The sequence below is a fragment of the Streptomyces sp. NPDC007205 genome (genome assembly GCF_040634095.1).
Classification (GTDB): domain Bacteria; phylum Actinomycetota; class Actinomycetes; order Streptomycetales; family Streptomycetaceae; genus Streptomyces.
The window spans coordinates 429,455-446,955 of the sequence record NZ_JBEYEW010000001.1 but is presented as its reverse complement, the minus strand read 5'-3'; the positions used below and the strand labels follow the sequence as shown (position 1 = coordinate 446,955).

Genomic DNA, 17,501 nt, shown 5'->3' with positions numbered 1-17,501 from the left:
TCACTCCTGCGTGTGCTGCTCCCCGCCCGGCAGGTGGTACACGTGGAAGGCCTGTCCGATGACCGGCTGGGCCACGTTCCGCACCCGGACGCCGCCACTGGTCATGCCGTGTTCGGAGCCTGCGTGTGCGTGGCCGTGCACGGCGAGGTCGGCGCCGCCGGTGTCGATCGCCTCCGCGAGCAGATAGCTGCCGAGGAAGGGGTAGATCTCCGGCGGCTCGCCGGCGAGCGTGTCCGGCACGGGCGCGAAGTGGGTCAGGGCGATCCGCACGTCGCAGTCGGCCAGCTCCTTCAGGGCGGTGTGCAGACCGTCGGCGCACCGGCGGCTGTAGCGGACGAACTCCTTCATGAGCGGTTCGCCGAACTCCCCGGCACAGCGTCCGACGAAGCCACCGCCGAAGCCCTTCGTCCCGGCGACCCCGATCCGGCTCCCGCCCGCGCCGCTGACGACGGTGGCCTCCCCCTCCAGGACATGGGCGCCGGCGTCCCGCAGGATGGTGGTGACCTCCTCGGGCCGCTCGTCGTGGTGGTCGTGGTTGCCGAGTACGGCGACGACCGGCACCCCGAGATCCTTGATCTCCCGTGCGACGACCGCGGCCTCCTCCGGGGTGCCGTGCCGGGTGAGGTCGCCGGCGAGCAGCAGGACGTCGGCGCACTCGGGCAGCGTCTCGAAGGAGGGGCGCAGCGTGCCCTGGCTCTCGGGGCCCATGTGGATATCCCCGACCGCCGCGACGCGGATCATGTCAGGTCCTCTCCGTGGTCGGGCGAGGAGGTCCCGGCGACGAGGATGTCGCAGTGGACGGGATGCCCCGCCAGTTCCTCCCGGGCCAGGTGGCAGATGTCGTCCCGGCACTGGGCGGACGGCACGGTGCCGGTGAGCAGGACGGCGTCGCCGCGCATCTCCAGTCGTACGCCGAGTTCCCCGAGCGGTCCGGCGGCCAGGTGCTCGGCGAGGTGGGCGACGCGGTAGTCCAGGTTGCCGGCCGTCGGCGGGGGCGGCGGGCTGGTGTCGGTCATGACTGCCCCTCCTGGGGGTCGATCACGTGCAGCCGTTCGAGGAGGAAGAGGAAGGCGGCCGGCATGGGCTCGTCGCCGCAGGTCGCCCGGACCTCCTTCCAGTCGACCTTCTCGCGGACGGCCCGGGCGACCGGCAGTACGGCCCCGAAGTCGCAGTAGTGCTCGGAGAAGGCGCTGAGCAGGCTGCGGATCAGGTCGGTCGGGGCCAGGACGGGCATCAGGACCGAGTCGACCGGCAGGACATGCGCACGCTCGAGCAGGTCCTTGGTGACGGGCTGGTGCGCGAGGGCGAAGATGATGTCGACGTTCTGCCCCCGGCAGGTGGTCTTCAGCAGCCAGTCCTCGGGCGGGGTGCGGACGGCGAGGCCGGCCTCGCGCAGGGTGGCGGCGACCGTCTCGGCGTCGTCGGGCAGGACGCAGAAGTCGGCGTCGTGCTGGAGGTAGCGGCTGCCGCCGTGGGCGTAGACGGCGACGCTCCCGGCGAGCGCGAAGGGGTGGCCGGCGCGTTTGAACAGGGCGCCGATCTCCTTGGCGGCCTCCAGGATCGCCTGGCTGCGGTCGTGCGGCAGGTCGGGCTGTCCCGGTGCGGAGGCGGCAGACCGTTCCGGTCCCTCCTGCGCGAGGTGCAGTTCGGTGACCTCCGGTCGCCGGAGGGGCGCGGCGTCCTCCCGGTTGTGTGTCATGACCTCTCCTTCACGGCACCCGGCGCCCCCGGGGCGGCCGGTCCGGCCCCGGGGTCGTACGGGTACCCGGCGCGACCGCAGCGACACGGCGCACCACCAGGCGGTTGGGGAGGCCGCAGCGGAAGCGCAGGGAGCGGACGCCTTCCCGTGCGACATGCGTCAGGTCCGGGCCGGGAGCACGCTGTAGGAATGAAACCCCGGCTCAGGGTGGCTTCGCGGCAGCCGTGGCAGTCGGCGCACCCGCTCCTGTTGCTCCCGATCGCGCTCATCGTGGTGATCACGGTCGTGGACACGCAGACCCCCTACAGCGTCCACCTGGGGCCGGCCCTGGTGATCGCACCGGCGCTGACGCCCTCCATCGCCGGTCCGCGGACCACCGCGGCCATCGGGGCGCTCGCACTGGCCGCCCAGCTCATCATCGCGGTCACCCACGGCGGCATCGGCACCACGAACCACATCGTGCAGATCATCACCCTCGCCGTGCTCTCGGTGCTGGTGGTGCTCTACAGCGCGCTGCGTGAGCGTCGGCAGGCCCAGCTGGCCCAGGTCCGCACGGTCGCCGAGGCCGCCCAGCACGTGCTGATGTGGCCGCTGCCCGAGCAGATCGGGCCACTGCGGATCGCCTCGCTGTATCTGGCCGCCGAGGACGAGGCACAGATCGGTGGCGACCTGTACGCGGCGACCCGGTGCGACGGCGGGGTACGCGTCCTGATCGGCGACGTCCGCGGCAAGGGTCTGGCCGCCATCGGCGAGGCCGCCCTGCTGCTCGGGGCGTTCCGGGAGAGCGCGCACCGGCACATCCCGCTGGCAGAGCTGGCGGCCGTCCTGGAGCAGAGCATCGCCCGGCACGCCGCGGACCTGGAGCCGCCGGAGGAGGCGGGCGAGCGGTTCGCCACCGCGCTGCTGGTGGAGATCCCGGACCGGGATCCGGTCACGCGGATGACCAGCTGCGGCCATCCGCCGCCGCTGCTGCTGAGTCCCGGCCACTCCGTCACCGTCCCGAGCCTGCACCCGTCACCGCCGCTCGGGGTGCAGGGCGGCAGCGAGCACACCCTGGACGTGTTCTCCTTCGAGCCGGGTGACACCCTGCTCCTCTACACCGACGGCGTGGTGGAGGCCAGGGACGCGCGGGGCCGGTTCTATCCGCTCTCCGAGCGGGCCGTGCGCTGGACCGACGACAGCCCCGAGGCGCTGATGCACCATCTGCGGCGCGACCTGCTCGTCCACGCCGGGGGCCGGCTGGACGACGACGCCGCGCTCATCGCGCTGCACCGCACGGCCGTGGACCGGCGCCGCCACCACGGCCGGGTCTCCGGCACGGACGCCTTCCGGCACGGCTGAGCACGACCGGCATGCGGTATCCGCCGCGAACCCGGACTGTCACGGCAGGCGTGAGTCCCGCCCCGAGTGGGGCGGGGTGGGACCGCACGCCCCCGGTCAGCGGACCGACTTGAGGCCGGTGATCTTGAGGGTCTTCAGGTCGGACTGCACGTCGATGGTGCTGACCTCGGCGTGCGGCCCGTCGCTCCAGGTGAGCGTGACCCGGCTGGTGGCGTGGCCGGCACCGGAACCGGTGTAGGTCACCTTCCACTTCACCGGCACGTTCTGCGCGAAGAGGATGCCGTCGGCGTGCTCCTTCTTCTCGAAGGCCGCCACGTTCTTCTGCGCGGCGGCGGAGAGGTAGAAGGCCCGCAGCGCCTTGGCGGCGTCGCCCGCGGACTTGTCGTCGGTGGACCAGACGGCGTCGATGTAGGCGCCGTAGAAGTCGGCCACGTGCTGGGTGACGTTGCGCGGGTCGCCCTGGCCGGAGGACACGGCGGCGGCGCGGTGGGTGTGGTTCGCGCCGGTGCCCGCGAGTGCGGGCGCCACGGCGGCCAGGGTGAGGCCTCCGGCGAGGGCCACTGCGGTGAGGAGGGTCTTGCGGCTGTGAACGGACATGTGTGTGATTCCCCCGGTTTCGTACGTCCGGGCTGATCCCGGCCGTCGACGGACTTTAAGACCTCATTTCCCTCGCACCGGTTCCGCTTCTCCCGGCATTTTTCCCACTCCCGTCACGGAACATGAGGCAGCCGGAAGGTTGTGCCGGATTCCGGTCGGGTTTCCGCGCCCTTTCGGTCATTCCGCCTCGGGCGGGCGGGAGTTGCGCGCGTCAGGGTGCCGCGCACGCCACCGGCCGGGGGGCCGCCCGTCCCGCCGTGCGCGCGGAGGCGGGGCCGGGGTCCGGGAGGTGGGTGCGGACCCCGGCCCCTGGTCTGTCGGGGCCTGCCGGTCGCCCTGGCAGGGCTTGCCCGATGGCTGGTCAGGGCTTGCGGGCGACGGCTCCGTACATCGCGATGTCCTCGTCGCGGATACCCTTTTCGCCGGTGCCGTCGGGGTGCCACTTGTGCACCTGGACGATGCCCGGTTCGGCCAGATCCAGCCCCTCGAAGAACGCGTGGGCCTCGTCGAGGGTGCGCAGCCGCATCGGCATGTTGCGGGCCGCGTACTCGCGGGCGACCCGGCCCACCTCCTCGGGGGCGAACTCGGCGGTGCCGATGGACATCGCGAGGTGGCTGCCGGACGGCAGCGGCTCCAGCAGCCGGCGTACGACACCGACCGCGTCGTCCTCGTCGAGCATGAAGTGGACGATGGCGATGACCGTGAGCGCGACCGGCTTGTCCAGGTCCAGCGTCTCGCGCAGCTCCGGGGCGTCCAGGATGGCCGCCGGGTCGCGGAAGTCGGCCTCGATGTACGACGTCCGGCCCTCGGGCGCGCTGGCGAGCAGGCCCTGGGAGAGGGTGAGGACGATCGGGTCGTTGTCGACGTAGACGACCCGGGACTCGGGGGCCACGGCCTGGGCGATCTCGTGCAGGTTGGGGGAGGTCGGGATGCCGGTGCCGATGTCCAGGAACTGGCGCATGCCCGCCTCCTCGGCCAGCCAGCGCACGGCGCGGTTCATCCAGTCGCGGTTGGCGCGCATGTGGACCGGGAGCGCGGGCCACTCCCGGGCCATGGCGTCACCCGCCTCCTTGTCGGCGGGGTAGTAGTCCTTGCCGCCGAGGATGTAGTCGTAGATGCGGGCCGAGTGGGCGTTCTCGGTGTCGATCCGGTCGGCCGGCCATCCGTTGTCGGGCAACGCCTTGTCTCCCATTCGGGTCGGAGGGTGGGGGCTTGCGTAGGCACAGGTGGGTGTGTCACAGCTCCTTGCGGATCGCGCCGAGCAGGGCCTCCGTCTTCCTGGCGGGCGCGGCCTGGGCGCCGAGCCGGTCCAGCGCCTCCCGGTACACCACCACGTCGTCGGCCTTGTCGAGGTAGACGGCCCCGACCAGACCGTTGAGGTAGACGATGTCGGGCAGTTCGCGGGCCCGGAAGCGGAAGAGGTGGTAGGCGCCCGCCCGAAGCGCCGGGTGCGGGCCGTTGGCGAACGGCATGAGCTGCAGGGTGACGTGGGGCAGCCGGTTGACCTCGACGAGGTGGTCGATCTGCGCGCGCATCACCTGCGGTCCGCCGACCGGCCAGCGCAGCACGGTCTCGTCCATCAGCACCCACACCCGCGGCGGCGCCTCGCGGGCCAGCAGCTCCTGGCGGCGCATGCGCAGTGCGACCCGGCGTTCGGTGGCCTCCGCGGAGGCGTGCGGATGGTCCGCGGCGAGCAGGGCGCGGGCGTAGTCCTCGGTCTGCAGCAGGCCGTGCACGAACTGGTTCTCGTACGCGCGGATCTGCAACGCGGCCTGTTCCAGGCTGAGATAGGCGGCGAACCAGTCGGGCATCACATCGCGGTAGGTGTGCCACCAGCCGCGCTTGTTGGCCTCGCGCACGGACTGCAGGAAGGTGTCGATCTCGTCCTGGTCGGTGACGCCGTAGACCTGGAGCAGCTTCTCGACGTCCGCGAGCCGCAGCCGGGCCACCTTGGCGGCCTCCATACGGCGGATCGTGGAGTGGCTGACCCCGATGGCGGCGCCCGCCTGTGCGTAGCCGAGGCCGGCCCGGGTGCGCAGGTCCTCCAGCTGCCGGCCCAGGATCATGCGCAGGACGGAGGGGGCGCCGCCCCAGTCGGTCTCCTCGGTCACGCCCCACACCCCCTCAGCAGGTCACAGGGACACCGTCGCACACGATCGCTTCCCCGACCCATTCGATCACGTTCTGGCCGAAGCAGCATGCACTTGGCTACTTGCAAATTTCAACTTGCCGGTTGCGGAGTGTTGTTGGCGGGTGCCACAGTGGACTCACTGCTCCGGCTGACCAAGGAGCGGGCGGCGCGGCCGGGTTGGGGAGACCGGGCCGCACCACGGCCTCGTGGGAGGCGGTGTGTCGTCTGCTGTGCGAACGGCCGGCCACAGGTCCGACACCCCCACGCGAAGCCGGACGAAAGGCGTACGGCGATGGCTCCGCCCTCCCTCCCCCCACGGCTCCACCGACCACCCGGGGACCGGAGACCGCCCCTGGCGTCAAGCCCGCTGCGCCTGCCCCCGGTACACCCCCAGCACCGGCTCACGGCCAGCCCGGTCCACATCCCGCCCCCGGAATTCATGAAGCACCCGCACCGGGACCCTGCCGACGCGCAGCAGACCCACCGGGCCCGGAACGTCACCGACCCGGTACACCGGCTCCCGGCCACGCCCGACGCCCCGCACCACAGCCCTGACACCGCCGACCGGCCACACCACACTCCGGACTCCCTCAACAGGGCACACGCCGTTGCGGACACGGCCGGCCCGGCGCACGAGACTCCACCAAGGGGCGACAGGGCACGCTCCGTTGCGGACGGCGCCGACGCGACACACCGGGCGCCGGACAGCGTCGGTCGGCCAGATCCCGTTCCGGACACCGGCGGCCGGTGGCCGCGTCGGGGTCCGGACCGTGCGGAACAGCGGGGCCGGCGGGCGGACGCGGCGGTTGCCGCGCCGCGACGGGCCCCGGACACCGGGGATCACCCGCTCCCCGCGGCGGACGCCGTGGGACTTCCGCACCGGCCGCCGGCCCCGGCCGGTGTCCACAGACCGCCCGGAGGCGAGCGCCTCGGTCGACTCCCTGGGCCCCTCGGCCCCGACCGGCTCGCCTCCAGGGCCCCGCTGTCCCGCTGCACCGCCGCCTTCGACCTCCCGGCCCAGCCGGCGGCCGTCGGCACGGCCCGCCGTGTCGTGCAGGATCTGCTGACGGCCTGGGACCTGCCCGGAGACCTCCGGGATGACGCGGTCCTGGTGACCTCGGAGCTGGTCACGAACGCCCTGGTGCACACGGCCGGTCAGCGGATCTCCTGCCGGCTGCACGGTACGGCGGCCCGGATACGGATCGAGGTCGAGGACTGGGAAGGCGGCCCCGCGCTACCGGTGGTGCGCCGCCCCGGACCCGACGACCAGCACGGGCGCGGACTGCTGCTGGTCGGCGCACTGAGCCTCGACTGGGGCGTGACGCCGCTGTCCGGCCGGCCCGCCCGAGTCGTCTGGGCGGAGCTACCGTCCGACCACGACTGACCCCACGCCCGTCCCGGACCGTCCCCCACTCGTCCCAAGGATTCCCATGCGCCACACCGCACCCTCGCCCACCCCGTCCGCCGACCCCTCCTGGACCCGCACCCGCCCCAAGCCCGGCTCCCAGGAACACGCCGGCTGAACCCGAACGCCCCACACGTCAGGGCGCTCCACCCAGCCCCGCCCATCTCAACACCCCTGCGGGAGAAGGGCTGTGGACATGGGCGCCGCGCACGACCTTGCCCACCACCCCGACACCGCCGCCCTGGGGCCGAAACACACCCGCCCCTGCCCCGCCCACCCCCGAAGCCCGGTAAATTCACCGCCGGTGCGGGGCGTCCGCATCCGTAGGGGCTCGGGGCCGTGCGGGTTCCGGGTCCGCCACGCGGAGCGTTCCGTCGGGAGTGTGCATGGTCTGGTCGGTGATCCGCCGGAGGCGGGCCTCATCCGGGCTGCCCGCGCCCGGGCGGTGCGAGCCCGAATGCGGCCGGCACGCCCTGGCCACCGAACGGCTGTTGCTGTTCACACCCCGGACCCGGCTCGACGTGGCGGCGGCGCTCGCCGCCAGCGCCGACGCCGAGGCACAGCGCTGGCTCGGCACGCAGGCGGACCAGGTCCTCCCGGATCCCGGGACCCGCAGGGCCCTGCTCGCCTGGCGGCCGGCGGGCGACGACGGCCGCCGGGTGCCCCCGAGGCTGGCGCAGCCGTACGTACCCGGCCCGGACGATCCGCTGCTCCTGGTCTGTGTGCGCCGATCCGACCTCGCCTATGCCGGTGCTCTCGAACTGGAGCACCGCACGGGCGAGATGGGCGGCTGGCTGGCGCCGGCCTGCCGCGGCCAGGGCCTGGGCGCGGAGCTGTTCCGCGCCGGCGCGGCGCTCGCCCACACTCATGCCGGACTGACCACGGTCCGGGCGGGCGCGGAGCCCGGGAACACCGCGAGCCGACGGGCCCTGGCCCGCGCCGGCTTCGTGGCGGACGAGGGACCGCCCCGGCACACCCTGCCCGACGGCCGTGTGATCGACGCCGTCTGGCACCGCCACGACAGCACGGCGGCCTCCCGCTGCCGCTGACCACCCGCTGACCACGCGCTCGCCCGCCCGTCCGGCGTCGCGAGCCATCCACCCCCCACTTTCATGGAGAGCCGACGTGACAGACACCGGATTCAGCCCGGAGCGCATCGACACCGGCAAGCCGCACTCCGCCCGGATGTACGACTGGTACCTGGACGGCAAGGACCACTACCCCGTCGACGCCGAAGCCGCGCAGCGGGTGCTGGAGTTGTTCCCGGGTGTCAAGGACACGGCCTGGGCCAACCGCGAGTTCATGCACCGGGCCGTCCGCTTCGTCGCCCGCCAGGGCATCGACCAGTTCCTGGACGTGGGCACCGGGATCCCCACCGAGCCGAACCTGCACCAGATCGTCCAGACCGTCACGCCGAGCGCCCGCGTGGTCTACGCGGACAACGACCCGATCGTGCTGCGGCACGCCGAAGCCCTGCTCCACGGCACACCCGAGGGCCGTACCGCCTATGTGCACGCCGACGTCCGGGAACCGGAGCGGATCGTGGAGTACGCCCGCGAGCATCTGGACCTCACCCGGCCCGTCGGCGTGTCACTGATCGCGCTGCTGCCGTTCGTCACCGACGAGCAGGACCCGCACGGCGTCGTCCGTACGCTGCTGGACCCCCTGCCGTCCGGCAGCCACCTGGTGCTGTCCCACGGCAGCGGCGAGATCGACCCGGAGGTCCGGGAGCGGGTCGAGGCGGTCTACCGCGCCGGCGGCACCCCGGTCCAGGCACGCTCGCTCGCCGAGGTGACCCGCTTCTTCGACGGCCTGGAGCTGTACGAGCCGGGGATCGTGCCCGCCCCGCACTGGCACCCGGAGCCGGGAATGCGGGTCCTCGGGGAGCAGCCGGTGTACGTCGGGGTCGCCCGCAAACCCTGAGTGAACTCGCGCGCGGAGCTCCAACGCCTGGGCACGCGCGCGCCGTTGTGCCGCGTCGTACGACGGCTTCGGCGCCGCGCCGGAGGGACGCGACCCCCGTCCCCTCACCGGCCGGCGCCACCGGCCCGCACCTTCATCCGTCCGGGCAGAGGATGCTGACGGGCCCGTCCGGCCCTCACGCCTGCGGCATCAGACCCGCCGCGACCGTCGCCCCCAGCTCCCAGCACGCCTGCGTGCCGGCCTTGCCGGGCTCGCCGGTGACGGTCACCGCGTCGGCCGCGCGGCGCCAGCCGAGGCCGGTGGTGACGGCCTCGATGGCGCGGACGGCACCGGTGACGTCATTGCCGCCGTGGACGTAGTAACCGAACGGCCTGCCCCGGGTCTCGTCCAGGCAGGGGTAGTAGATCTGGTCGAAGAAATGCTTCAGCGCGCCGGACATGTAGCCCAGGTTCGCCGGGGTGCCGAGCAGATAGCCGTCGGCTTCCAGGACGTCGGAGGCGGTCGCGGACAGGGCCGCCCGCCGGACGACCCGGACGCCCTCGATCTCCGGTGTGGTGGCACCGGAGACGACGGCCTCGAACAGCGCCTGGCAGTGCGGCGACGGGGTGTGATGGACGATCAGCAAGGTAGGCACACCCGCACCCTGCCGTGCGCCCGTGCCGCTTCGCAAACCGGAGCATGGCAGGCGGCGCGGCGGGGTAGAGGCTGTGCACGGGAAGGACGGGAGGGGCTGCCGTGACCGGTACGGACGCGCTCATGTCCGGTCCTCTCCCGGAGCGGCTGCCGGGCGGCTACCGGTGCCGGCCGGCCGTCCTCGCTGACGCGGACGCGATCCACCGTCTGGCCGCCGCGTGCGAGCGGGAGCGGGACGGCCGCGCCGTGACCGGCGCCGACCGGATCTCCGCAGAACTCACCCTGCCCGGTGTGCGGCCGGAGTCCGACACGCTGATCGTGTACGACGGCGCGGGCGGGGCCGCCGGCTTCGGCTGGGTGCGGGGGCAGCGGGCCAGGGTCCAGGTGCATCCCGCTCACCAGGGGCGGGGCCTCGGCGGTGTGCTGCTCGCCTGGGCCGAGACCCGGGCCCGGGAACAGGGCAGTGACCGGATCGCACAGACCGTCTCCGACACCGATCGCGCCGCCGCCGCGCTCCTGCGGGCCTGCGGGTACTCCCGGCTGGTCATGGAATGGCTGCTGGAGATCGCGCTGCCGGACGAGCCGGAGGTGCCCGATCCACCGGCGGGCATCACCGTACGACCGTTCCGGCACGGCGACGAGCAGGCCGCGTACCGGCTCACCGAGGACGCGTTCGACGAGTGGCAGCCTCGGCGGAAGAGCTACGCGGAGTGGGCCCGGCACACCGTCGAACGCGTCACGTTCCTGCCGGCGGCCTCACCGGTGGCCCTCGCCGGTGACCAGATGGTCGGGGCGGTGCTGTCCCTGGACGCGCCGGGCCATGACGAGGGGTACGTCGAGCGGGTCGCGGTACGGCACGACCACCGCGGCCGGGGCATCGCCCGCACGCTGCTGTGGGAGGCGTTCCGCACCTTCCACCAGCGGGGCAGGCCGGCCTGCACCCTGTGGACACACTCCGGCACCGGCGCGCTTTCGCTCTACGAGCGCCTCGGCATGACGGTCCGGCGCAGCTCCACGGTCTACTGCAAGGCACTCGTCACCGACTGAGGGGGCCGGCCGGTGCGGGAAACGGCGTTCGGCGTTGTCAGTGCCCTCGGTTACAGTGACGCCTCCTGAACAGGGGGGAGAGGGACGTGCAGGTCGGGGTGGGGTCCGTGCGGGGCAGAGTGGTCGTGGCGGTCGCGCTGGCGGCGGTGCTCGGCGGGTGCGCGGAGTCGGCGGACGGTGCCGGGAAGAGCGCTTCCGGCGCGTCGCCGAGCGACCGGAGCGAGGGCGCGACGAGCGGAGGGACCAGGGGCGAGGGGGCCAAGGGGGCGGCGACGGCGAGCGGCGGTTCGATCGGCGCGGCCGGTTCGAGCTGCGAACTGCCCGTCCGTTTCGACATCGCCCAGGGCTGGAAGGCCAAGCCGATCGACGCCGAGAAGGAGCTGTCGAAGTCCTCAAAGTCCTCGAAGGGCTCCGACGGCGACCTGAACGGAGCGCTGGCCGACGCCTTCCTGCGCCAGGGACCGGTCACCACGGCCTGCGAGATCGACGCCAAGCCGGCGGGCCACATCGGCTTCCTGCGCGTGTGGACCGGCAAGCCCGGGGACGCCGACGCGGGCAGCGTGCTGCGCCGGTTCGTCGCCGCGGAGAACAACGTCAGCAAGGAGAAGTACCACTCCGTCAAGACCGGCGGCGGACTGGACGGCGTGGAGGTGGAGTACCTCTACACCAGCAAGCTGCTGGAAGAGACGAAGAAGGAGACCGCCCTCGCCGTCAGCACGCCCGACGGTCCGGTCGTCCTGCACCTCGGTGGCATGGACAGCGAGGAGCACGACGCGATGCGGCCCGCGTACGAACTCGCCAAGCAGACACTCAAGCCGGCCTGATGACACCCGCCGGGCGACGGTGCTGACGGCGGCGGTCAGTGGCGCAGGCGCCTGGCCCGGAGCAGCATGATCAGGCCCGAGAGGGCGAGCAGGGCGCCGAGGGCCGCGGGCCACACATGCACCCCGGTCTCCGCGAGAACGCCCTGCCTGCCCTGCGGTTGGGGCTGCGGCTGCGCGGAGGCGGGCGGAACCTGTCCGGCCGGGGTGGCCTGTGCGGGCGCGGACTGGGTGGGCGGGGACTGGACGGGCGTGGGCTGGACGGGCGTGGGCTGGACGGGCATGGTCGGTGCCGGCTCGGTGGAGCTGCCCTGCTTGGAGGGGATGTGCTGCGTGGTGCCGCCGTTCTGCTGGGAGCGGTGGTCCTGTCGGGCGGACCGGTCCCCCTTGGTGGGCTGACCCGGCTTGGTGGGCTGTTCCTGCCGGGTGGAGCGGTGCGGTGTGGTCGTCGCGTCGGTCCTCGGCTGCTCGGCGGGCTGGGCCGCCGAGGATGCCGGTGCGGAGGTGGCGGTGCCGCCGGGCTGCTCCGTCGCACCGCCGCTCGGGGCAGCCGTAGCACCGTCACCCGGGGCGGCCGTAGCACCGTCGCCCGGGGCGGCCGTAGCGCCACCGCTCGGGGCGGCCGTGGCACCGGAGCCGGAACTCGCCGTGGGTGCCGGCGTCGTACCGGAGCCGTCGCCGCCGTGGCCGCAGGTACGGCCGGAGTTGATGCAGTCGACCATCGCACGCATCAGTTCCTCGTCGAAGACGTTGATGAAGTCGCCGTGATCGGTGACGGGCTTGTGCAGCTGCTCGGGGAAGGAGTCGACCGCGAAGAGCGGCACCGTACGGCCGCCGTCCTGGAGGCTCGGTGCCTTGACGTCGTAGACGATGCGCTGCACCAGCTGCGGAATGGCGCGGAAGCCGGCCGGACAGGAGCCGTCGGGGGCGGTGAAGGCCACATGGGTGCGGTGGTTGGCACTGTCGATGTTGCGGCCGTCCCAGCAGCTCTGGAACCGGAAGGTGCGCACCACGTCGCTGCCCGGCGGACACAGCGGGTACTTGTCCTTCAGCTGCCGGCTCTCGTAACCGGTGCAGCTCCAGGACGCGTTGGCGTTACCGGGCCCGTTGACGAAGGCCTTGGCGTCGCCGGTGATGATGCGCAGGAACCGCGGCATGGCGGTGACCTTGCCGCGCGGGTTGCCCACGAACGTCAGCGTGACCTGCTTGGGCGTGACGATCCGGCCCGCGTTGCCCTCCGTGCCGCCGCCCGGGGACCCGGCGTCGCGTTCCTGAGTGCCGTTCTGCAGGCGCAGCACCGGCCAGTAGTACGTGGACCTGTCACCCTGGTCGGCACAGCTCGTCCCGGCCTTCGCCAGGTCGTCGTCGCTGGCGAAGGCGTTGTTGCCCTGGTTGCCGACGTAGTCGTGGAAGTGGTGGGCGCCGTTGGAGACGCCGGGAGCGACGATGACGTTGTCGGAGTTGAACAGGCCGTTCGCGTTGACGCCGCAGTCGGAGGAGAAGGTGCCGCGCGAGGCGTCGGCCTGCTGGGGCGGGGTCGGCATGTCGGGCTCTGCGGAGGTGATGTCCGCGTAGTCGGAGACGACCGGTCCGTTGCCGCCCTGGCCGGCTCCGGTCTGCTGGGCGCCCCCGGTCGGGGTGGCGGTCGGCTGAGCGCCGTCACCCGCGCCGCCGGCGGGGCGCAGGGTGCAGGCGGCCAGGGCGTCCAGACCCTGCGGGCGCTCCCCCACCCGGTCGATGGCGTCGGCGATCCGTCCGATCGCCGCGGCCCGCTGCTCCTTCAGCGGGTTCATGATCGTGTCCTCGATCGAACCGGAGGCCTGACCCGACGCCTGACCCGAGGCTTGGCCCGACGCCTGACCCGACGCCTGCCCCGTGGCCTGCCCGGTGAACTGCCCCGACTGCTGCTGAAGCTGCCGGTACGCCGCCGCCGTCTGCCGGTCCAGCAGGGCGAGTTCATGGTCCACGTCGGGACGGGCCGCGTCCGGTACGGCGGTCAGCCGGCTGCCGACATCGGGGCAGTAGATCGTCGCCATGCCCGCGGACAGGACGTGGCCGGTTCCGTTCGCGCCGGATCCGTCGCCCCAGCCCTCGGTCGCCGAGGCGTAGACATTCGCCGCGACGAGGCCGCCTCCGCCCAGCATCAGGGCGACCGCTGCGAAGGTCGCGCGTCGTGCGCCGGTCGGGCGTCTGCGAGTGTTGCGTACCAAGGTCGTCCCCTGTGTGGTGTGTGCGCCGGTCGGGCATGGAGCTCCCCGGCCTCATACGCAGAACGGCGGCGTCGTGTTCAACGGCCTCGCGAATTCACCAGTACCTCACAGGAAATTGCGGGCACCTCCCCTTCCCCTCCGAACGTCACCGCGAACATCACAAATACGTATCGGACATTCCACGCCTCAACCTTCACACGAGGTACACACGTTGGCTAGGTTGACGCGAGGCCGCCCGGCGCTCGACGGAGCCGGACGAGACGGCCCAACTGCCCTGCGGGGCAAGGAAGGAGCATGTCTTCCATGGCGCCGGAGAGCCGCGACGAGGTTCCGCAGCGGGACGAGGTCCGGCAGCGGATCAACTCCCTCTACGACCAGGCCGAGAACGCGACCGGGAACTACAACGCGACCCGGGCCATGGCCTCGGTGACGCGCTCGCGGGGCGTTCCGCTGGCCAAACGGTCGGGGCGGCAGCCGGATCCCGCCCTCGACGAGGTCGCCCGGCCGTGGTTCGACCTGGCACGTGCCAGGTTCGGGCCGACCGTCCCCGCCGTACTGCCCGCCGACCGGCTTCCCGCCGGCCCGGCTGGTGCGCGTTCCCGGGAGCGCAGGGGCGGCGGTCTTCCGGACGGCACACCGGACGCACTGGGAACGGGCCTGTCGGCTCGGCCGCCCGAGGCCCTGGAGCGGGCCGCCGACCGCGCGGTGGCCGAGCTGACGGCCGGCCCGGCGCCGGACCCCGAGCAACTGGCCCTGACCGCGCGAGAGGGCGGACGCGCGGCCCTGCCCGCCCCTCGCCGTCCCGAACTACCGGGCGTGGCCGGGGTGACGCCGCCGGGCCCCGCGGCCCTGGTGGGTGCGGAAGCGCAGTCAGTGCCGGCCGACCTCGATGCGCCGCGAGGGATGCCGGGGATTCCCGGGCTCGGTCTTCCGGTGGAACCGGCCGGCCCAGGGCCCGTCGAGACGGCGGCCTTCCCGGTGACCGGGCTGTCCGCGCCCCGGGGCGTCCCGGCCCAGGAACCCTGGACGCTCCCCGGCCCCGCCGCGCCGGGCCGCCCCTCCCCCGCCGCGTCCAAGGCCGGCAACCAGCGCAAGCTCGCCGCCGCCAGCGACGTGATCTCCCGGTACGCCGCCCGACTCGTCGGTTCCCTGGCCGTATCCCCCGCGTCCGCTACGACCGTGCCGCCCACGCCCGCCACCGCCGCACCGCCCGCTGCCGTTTCGGTCGCACCGCCCCCGCCGGTTACGGCCGCACCGCCGACGCCCATGACACCCACACCGGCAGCACCGGTCTCGGCCGCACCGCTCGCGCCCCTCGCGGCCGAGCCGCCCGCTTCCGTCTCGCCCGCACCGCCAAACGCCCTCGCTGCCACGCCCGTCGAGACCGCGCCGCCCGCGCAGCCCCTCTCGGACCCCGGAACCGGTCAGTGGCAGCAGCCGCAGTGGGAGTCACCAGGCGGGGCGGTGACCGCGATGCCGGCCGAGGACACCTGGTCCATGTGGTCCACCACCGGGACCTCCGCGACCGGTACCGGCTCCTTCGCGCCCCTCCCCGAGTCACCCCGGGCCGTGCGGGCCGCCAAAGCCATCGCGTTCGCCCGGGCGCAGATCGGGAAGCCGTGTGTGTGGGGTGCGACGGGGCCGGACTCGTACGACTGCTCCAGTCTCACCCAGGCCGCCTGGAGGGCCGCCGGGGTCACGCTGCCGCGGGCCGCGCACCAGCAGGCGCTCGCCGGTGACCCGGTCACCCTCGCCAGGATCGAGCCCGGTGATCTGGTCTTCTTCTTCGACGGCGACCGGCACGTGGGTCTCCATGTCGGCGACGGCATGATGGTGCACGCGCCGGGCCCGGGATCGTCGATACGGGAGGAGTCGATCTACGGCGCCGGCGAGTCGGCGATCCACCGGATCGTGCGGCCCGCCTGACCGGCCCACGGGCCGGAACAGGGGTCGGCTGCGGCACCGGTGTGCGCGGGAGCCCGGTGCGGGGCAGCCGCGGGCCGCGGGGACGGCGGGTGAGGATGATGCGGGCCATCTCGTGGAACGACGTCATCGTCTCGGCGGCGGCGATGTGCGCGTCGGCCACGTTCCGGACGCCGTCACCGCCAGGCCTCCCCGCATGTCCGTCCGCGCCCGCCATGCCGCTCGAAGGGGCCCCGGGCCATAAGGCGGCACTGGACAAGCCATAAGATCACCTTATGAGGTCATAGACCGGACCCGCGTACCGACTTAGGTCTGCCTTAGTTTAGGCTACTTGATCGAGTCGCCGTTCACGCTCGAAGGGAACCTGATCATGCCGCGCCCCCTGCGGGTAGCCATCGTCGGAGCCGGCCCCGCCGGGATCTACGCCGCCGACGCCCTGCTCAAGTCCGAGGTGGCCGCCGACCCCGGTGTGTCCATCGACCTCTTCGAGCGGATGCCCGCCCCGTTCGGCCTGATCCGGTACGGCGTCGCCCCCGACCACCCGCGCATCAAGGGCATCATCACCGCCCTGCACCAGGTGCTCGACAAGCCGCAGGTCCGCCTGTTCGGCAACGTCGACTACCCGACCGACATCGGCCTGGACGACCTGCGCGCCTTCTACGACGCGGTGATCTTCTCCACCGGCGCGATGGCCGACCGCGAGCTGTCCATACCCGGCATCGACCTGGACGGCTCCCACGGCGCCGCCGACTTCGTCTCCTGGTACGACGGCCACCCGGACGTCCCGCGCACCTGGCCGCTGGAGGCCGAGAAGGTCGCCGTGCTCGGCGTCGGCAACGTCGCGCTCGACGTGGCCCGCATCCTCGCCAAGACCGCGGACGAACTGCTGCCGACCGAGATCCCGCCGAACGTCTACGACGGCCTGAAGGCCAACAAGGCCGTGGAGATCCACGTCTTCGGCCGCCGCGGCCCCGCCCAGGCGAAGTTCAGCCCGATGGAACTGCGCGAGCTGGACCACTCGCCGAACATCGAGGTCATCGTCGACCCCGAGGACATCGACTACGACGAGGGCTCGATCGAGACCCGGCGCGGCAACAAGCAGGCCGACATGGTCGCCAAGACGCTGGAGAACTGGGCGATCCGGGACGTCGGCGACCGGCCGCACAAGCTCTTCCTGCACTTCTTCGAGTCCCCGGCGGAGATCCTCGGCGAGGACGGCAAGGTCGTCGGCCTGCGCACCGAGCGCACCGCCCTGGACGGCACCGGCAACGTCAAGGGCACCGGTGAGTTCAAGGACTGGGACGTCACGGCGGTCTACCGCGCGGTCGGCTACCTCTCCGAGAAGCTGCCCAAGCTGCCCTGGGACCTCGGGACGGGCACGGTCCCGGACGAGGGCGGCCGGGTCATCGAGGAGGGCGGCACCCCGCTGCAGTCCACCTACGTCACCGGCTGGATCCGGCGCGGCCCCATCGGTCTGATCGGCCACACCAAGGGTGACGCCAACGAGACCGTCGCCAACCTGCTGGACGACTACGCGAACGGCCGGCTGCACACCCCCGCCTCGCCCGGCCCGGAGGCCGTGGACGCCTTCCTCGCCGAGCGCGAGGTCCGCTTCACCACCTGGGAGGGCTGGTACAAGCTGGACGCCGCCGAGCGGGCCCTGGGCGAGCCGCAGGGCCGCGAGCGCGTGAAGCTCGTCGAGCGTGAGGACATGCTGCGGGAGAGCGGGGCGTAGGTCCGGGATTCCGCAGGGCTCGCGAGGTAGCGGGCC

16 protein-coding genes are annotated in these 17,501 nt (G+C 72.9%); 8 read left to right on the top strand and 8 right to left on the bottom strand.

Annotated elements, in window-relative coordinates; all coding sequences use genetic code 11:
* From ABZ624_RS02015 to ABZ624_RS02005, 3 genes are read right to left on the bottom strand one after another with little or no spacing between them, the layout of a single operon-like run.
* Positions 1-741, bottom strand: a complete 741-nt coding sequence (locus ABZ624_RS02015; RefSeq protein ID WP_360081630.1) for a metallophosphoesterase — start codon at positions 739-741, stop codon at positions 1-3.
* Positions 738-1,016 carry a BON domain-containing protein gene (locus ABZ624_RS02010; protein WP_360081629.1) on the bottom strand — a complete coding sequence of 93 codons (279 nt, stop codon included), beginning with the start codon at positions 1,014-1,016 and terminating at the stop codon, positions 738-740. The genes ABZ624_RS02015 and ABZ624_RS02010 overlap by 4 nt, the downstream gene beginning before the upstream one ends.
* Positions 1,013-1,699 (bottom strand): hypothetical protein, encoded by a 687-nt coding sequence (locus ABZ624_RS02005; RefSeq protein WP_360081628.1) that lies wholly within the window; start codon positions 1,697-1,699, stop codon positions 1,013-1,015. The genes ABZ624_RS02010 and ABZ624_RS02005 overlap by 4 nt, the downstream gene beginning before the upstream one ends.
* A gap of 189 nt (positions 1,700-1,888) precedes the next feature.
* Between ABZ624_RS02005 and ABZ624_RS02000 the strand changes: the two genes are divergently transcribed.
* Entirely contained in the window at positions 1,889-3,040 is a 1,152-nt protein-coding gene (locus ABZ624_RS02000) for a PP2C family protein-serine/threonine phosphatase (protein ID WP_360081627.1), read from the top strand.
* Between the two features lie 96 nt (positions 3,041-3,136).
* Here the strand turns inward: ABZ624_RS02000 and ABZ624_RS01995 are convergent, their stop codons facing one another.
* The 3 genes from ABZ624_RS01995 to ABZ624_RS01985 form a co-directional block, all read right to left on the bottom strand.
* Complete coding sequence (locus tag ABZ624_RS01995) at positions 3,137-3,637, bottom strand: hypothetical protein (RefSeq protein ID WP_360081626.1); 501 nt, start codon at positions 3,635-3,637, stop codon at positions 3,137-3,139.
* 361 nt (positions 3,638-3,998) lie between these two features.
* The gene (locus ABZ624_RS01990) at positions 3,999-4,814 is read right to left on the bottom strand and encodes an SAM-dependent methyltransferase (protein WP_360081625.1); all 816 of its coding nucleotides are present in this window, start codon (positions 4,812-4,814) and stop codon (positions 3,999-4,001) included.
* A gap of 58 nt (positions 4,815-4,872) precedes the next feature.
* On the bottom strand, positions 4,873-5,748 hold the full coding sequence (locus ABZ624_RS01985) for a helix-turn-helix transcriptional regulator (RefSeq protein ID WP_360081624.1): 876 nt from the start codon (positions 5,746-5,748) through the stop codon (positions 4,873-4,875).
* Positions 5,749-6,633: 885 nt separating this feature from the next.
* On the opposite strand from ABZ624_RS01985, the gene ABZ624_RS01980 reads away from it, so the two are divergent.
* From ABZ624_RS01980 to ABZ624_RS01970, 3 genes are all read left to right on the top strand, one after another.
* Positions 6,634-7,152 carry an ATP-binding protein gene (locus ABZ624_RS01980; RefSeq protein ID WP_360081623.1) on the top strand — a complete coding sequence of 173 codons (519 nt, stop codon included), beginning with the start codon at positions 6,634-6,636 and terminating at the stop codon, positions 7,150-7,152.
* A gap of 407 nt (positions 7,153-7,559) precedes the next feature.
* On the top strand, positions 7,560-8,222 hold the full coding sequence (locus ABZ624_RS01975) for a GNAT family protein (protein WP_360081622.1): 663 nt from the start codon (positions 7,560-7,562) through the stop codon (positions 8,220-8,222).
* Between the two features lie 76 nt (positions 8,223-8,298).
* Positions 8,299-9,096 (top strand): SAM-dependent methyltransferase, encoded by a 798-nt coding sequence (locus tag ABZ624_RS01970; RefSeq protein WP_360081621.1) that lies wholly within the window; start codon positions 8,299-8,301, stop codon positions 9,094-9,096.
* Between the two features lie 175 nt (positions 9,097-9,271).
* Here ABZ624_RS01970 and ABZ624_RS01965 read toward each other — a convergent pair whose 3' ends face one another.
* A complete protein-coding gene (locus ABZ624_RS01965) occupies positions 9,272-9,730 on the bottom strand; it encodes an NAD(P)H-dependent oxidoreductase (RefSeq protein ID WP_360081620.1) in 459 nt (152 codons plus the stop codon).
* A gap of 122 nt (positions 9,731-9,852) precedes the next feature.
* Between ABZ624_RS01965 and ABZ624_RS01960 the strand changes: the two genes are divergently transcribed.
* Positions 9,853-10,776, top strand: coding sequence for a GNAT family N-acetyltransferase (locus ABZ624_RS01960; RefSeq protein WP_360081619.1), 924 nt, complete (start codon positions 9,853-9,855; stop codon positions 10,774-10,776).
* A gap of 86 nt (positions 10,777-10,862) precedes the next feature.
* Positions 10,863-11,600, top strand: coding sequence for a lipoprotein (locus tag ABZ624_RS01955; protein WP_360081618.1), 738 nt, complete (start codon positions 10,863-10,865; stop codon positions 11,598-11,600).
* A gap of 35 nt (positions 11,601-11,635) precedes the next feature.
* Here ABZ624_RS01955 and ABZ624_RS01950 read toward each other — a convergent pair whose 3' ends face one another.
* On the bottom strand, positions 11,636-13,741 hold the full coding sequence (locus ABZ624_RS01950; protein ID WP_360082159.1) for a DUF1996 domain-containing protein: 2,106 nt from the start codon (positions 13,739-13,741) through the stop codon (positions 11,636-11,638).
* 360 nt (positions 13,742-14,101) lie between these two features.
* Between ABZ624_RS01950 and ABZ624_RS01945 the strand changes: the two genes are divergently transcribed.
* On the top strand, positions 14,102-15,733 hold the full coding sequence (locus tag ABZ624_RS01945; protein WP_360081617.1) for an NlpC/P60 family protein: 1,632 nt from the start codon (positions 14,102-14,104) through the stop codon (positions 15,731-15,733).
* Positions 15,734-16,100: 367 nt separating this feature from the next.
* Complete coding sequence (locus ABZ624_RS01940) at positions 16,101-17,465, top strand: FAD-dependent oxidoreductase (protein WP_360082157.1); 1,365 nt, start codon at positions 16,101-16,103, stop codon at positions 17,463-17,465.
* Positions 17,466-17,501: the final 36 nt, after the last annotated feature.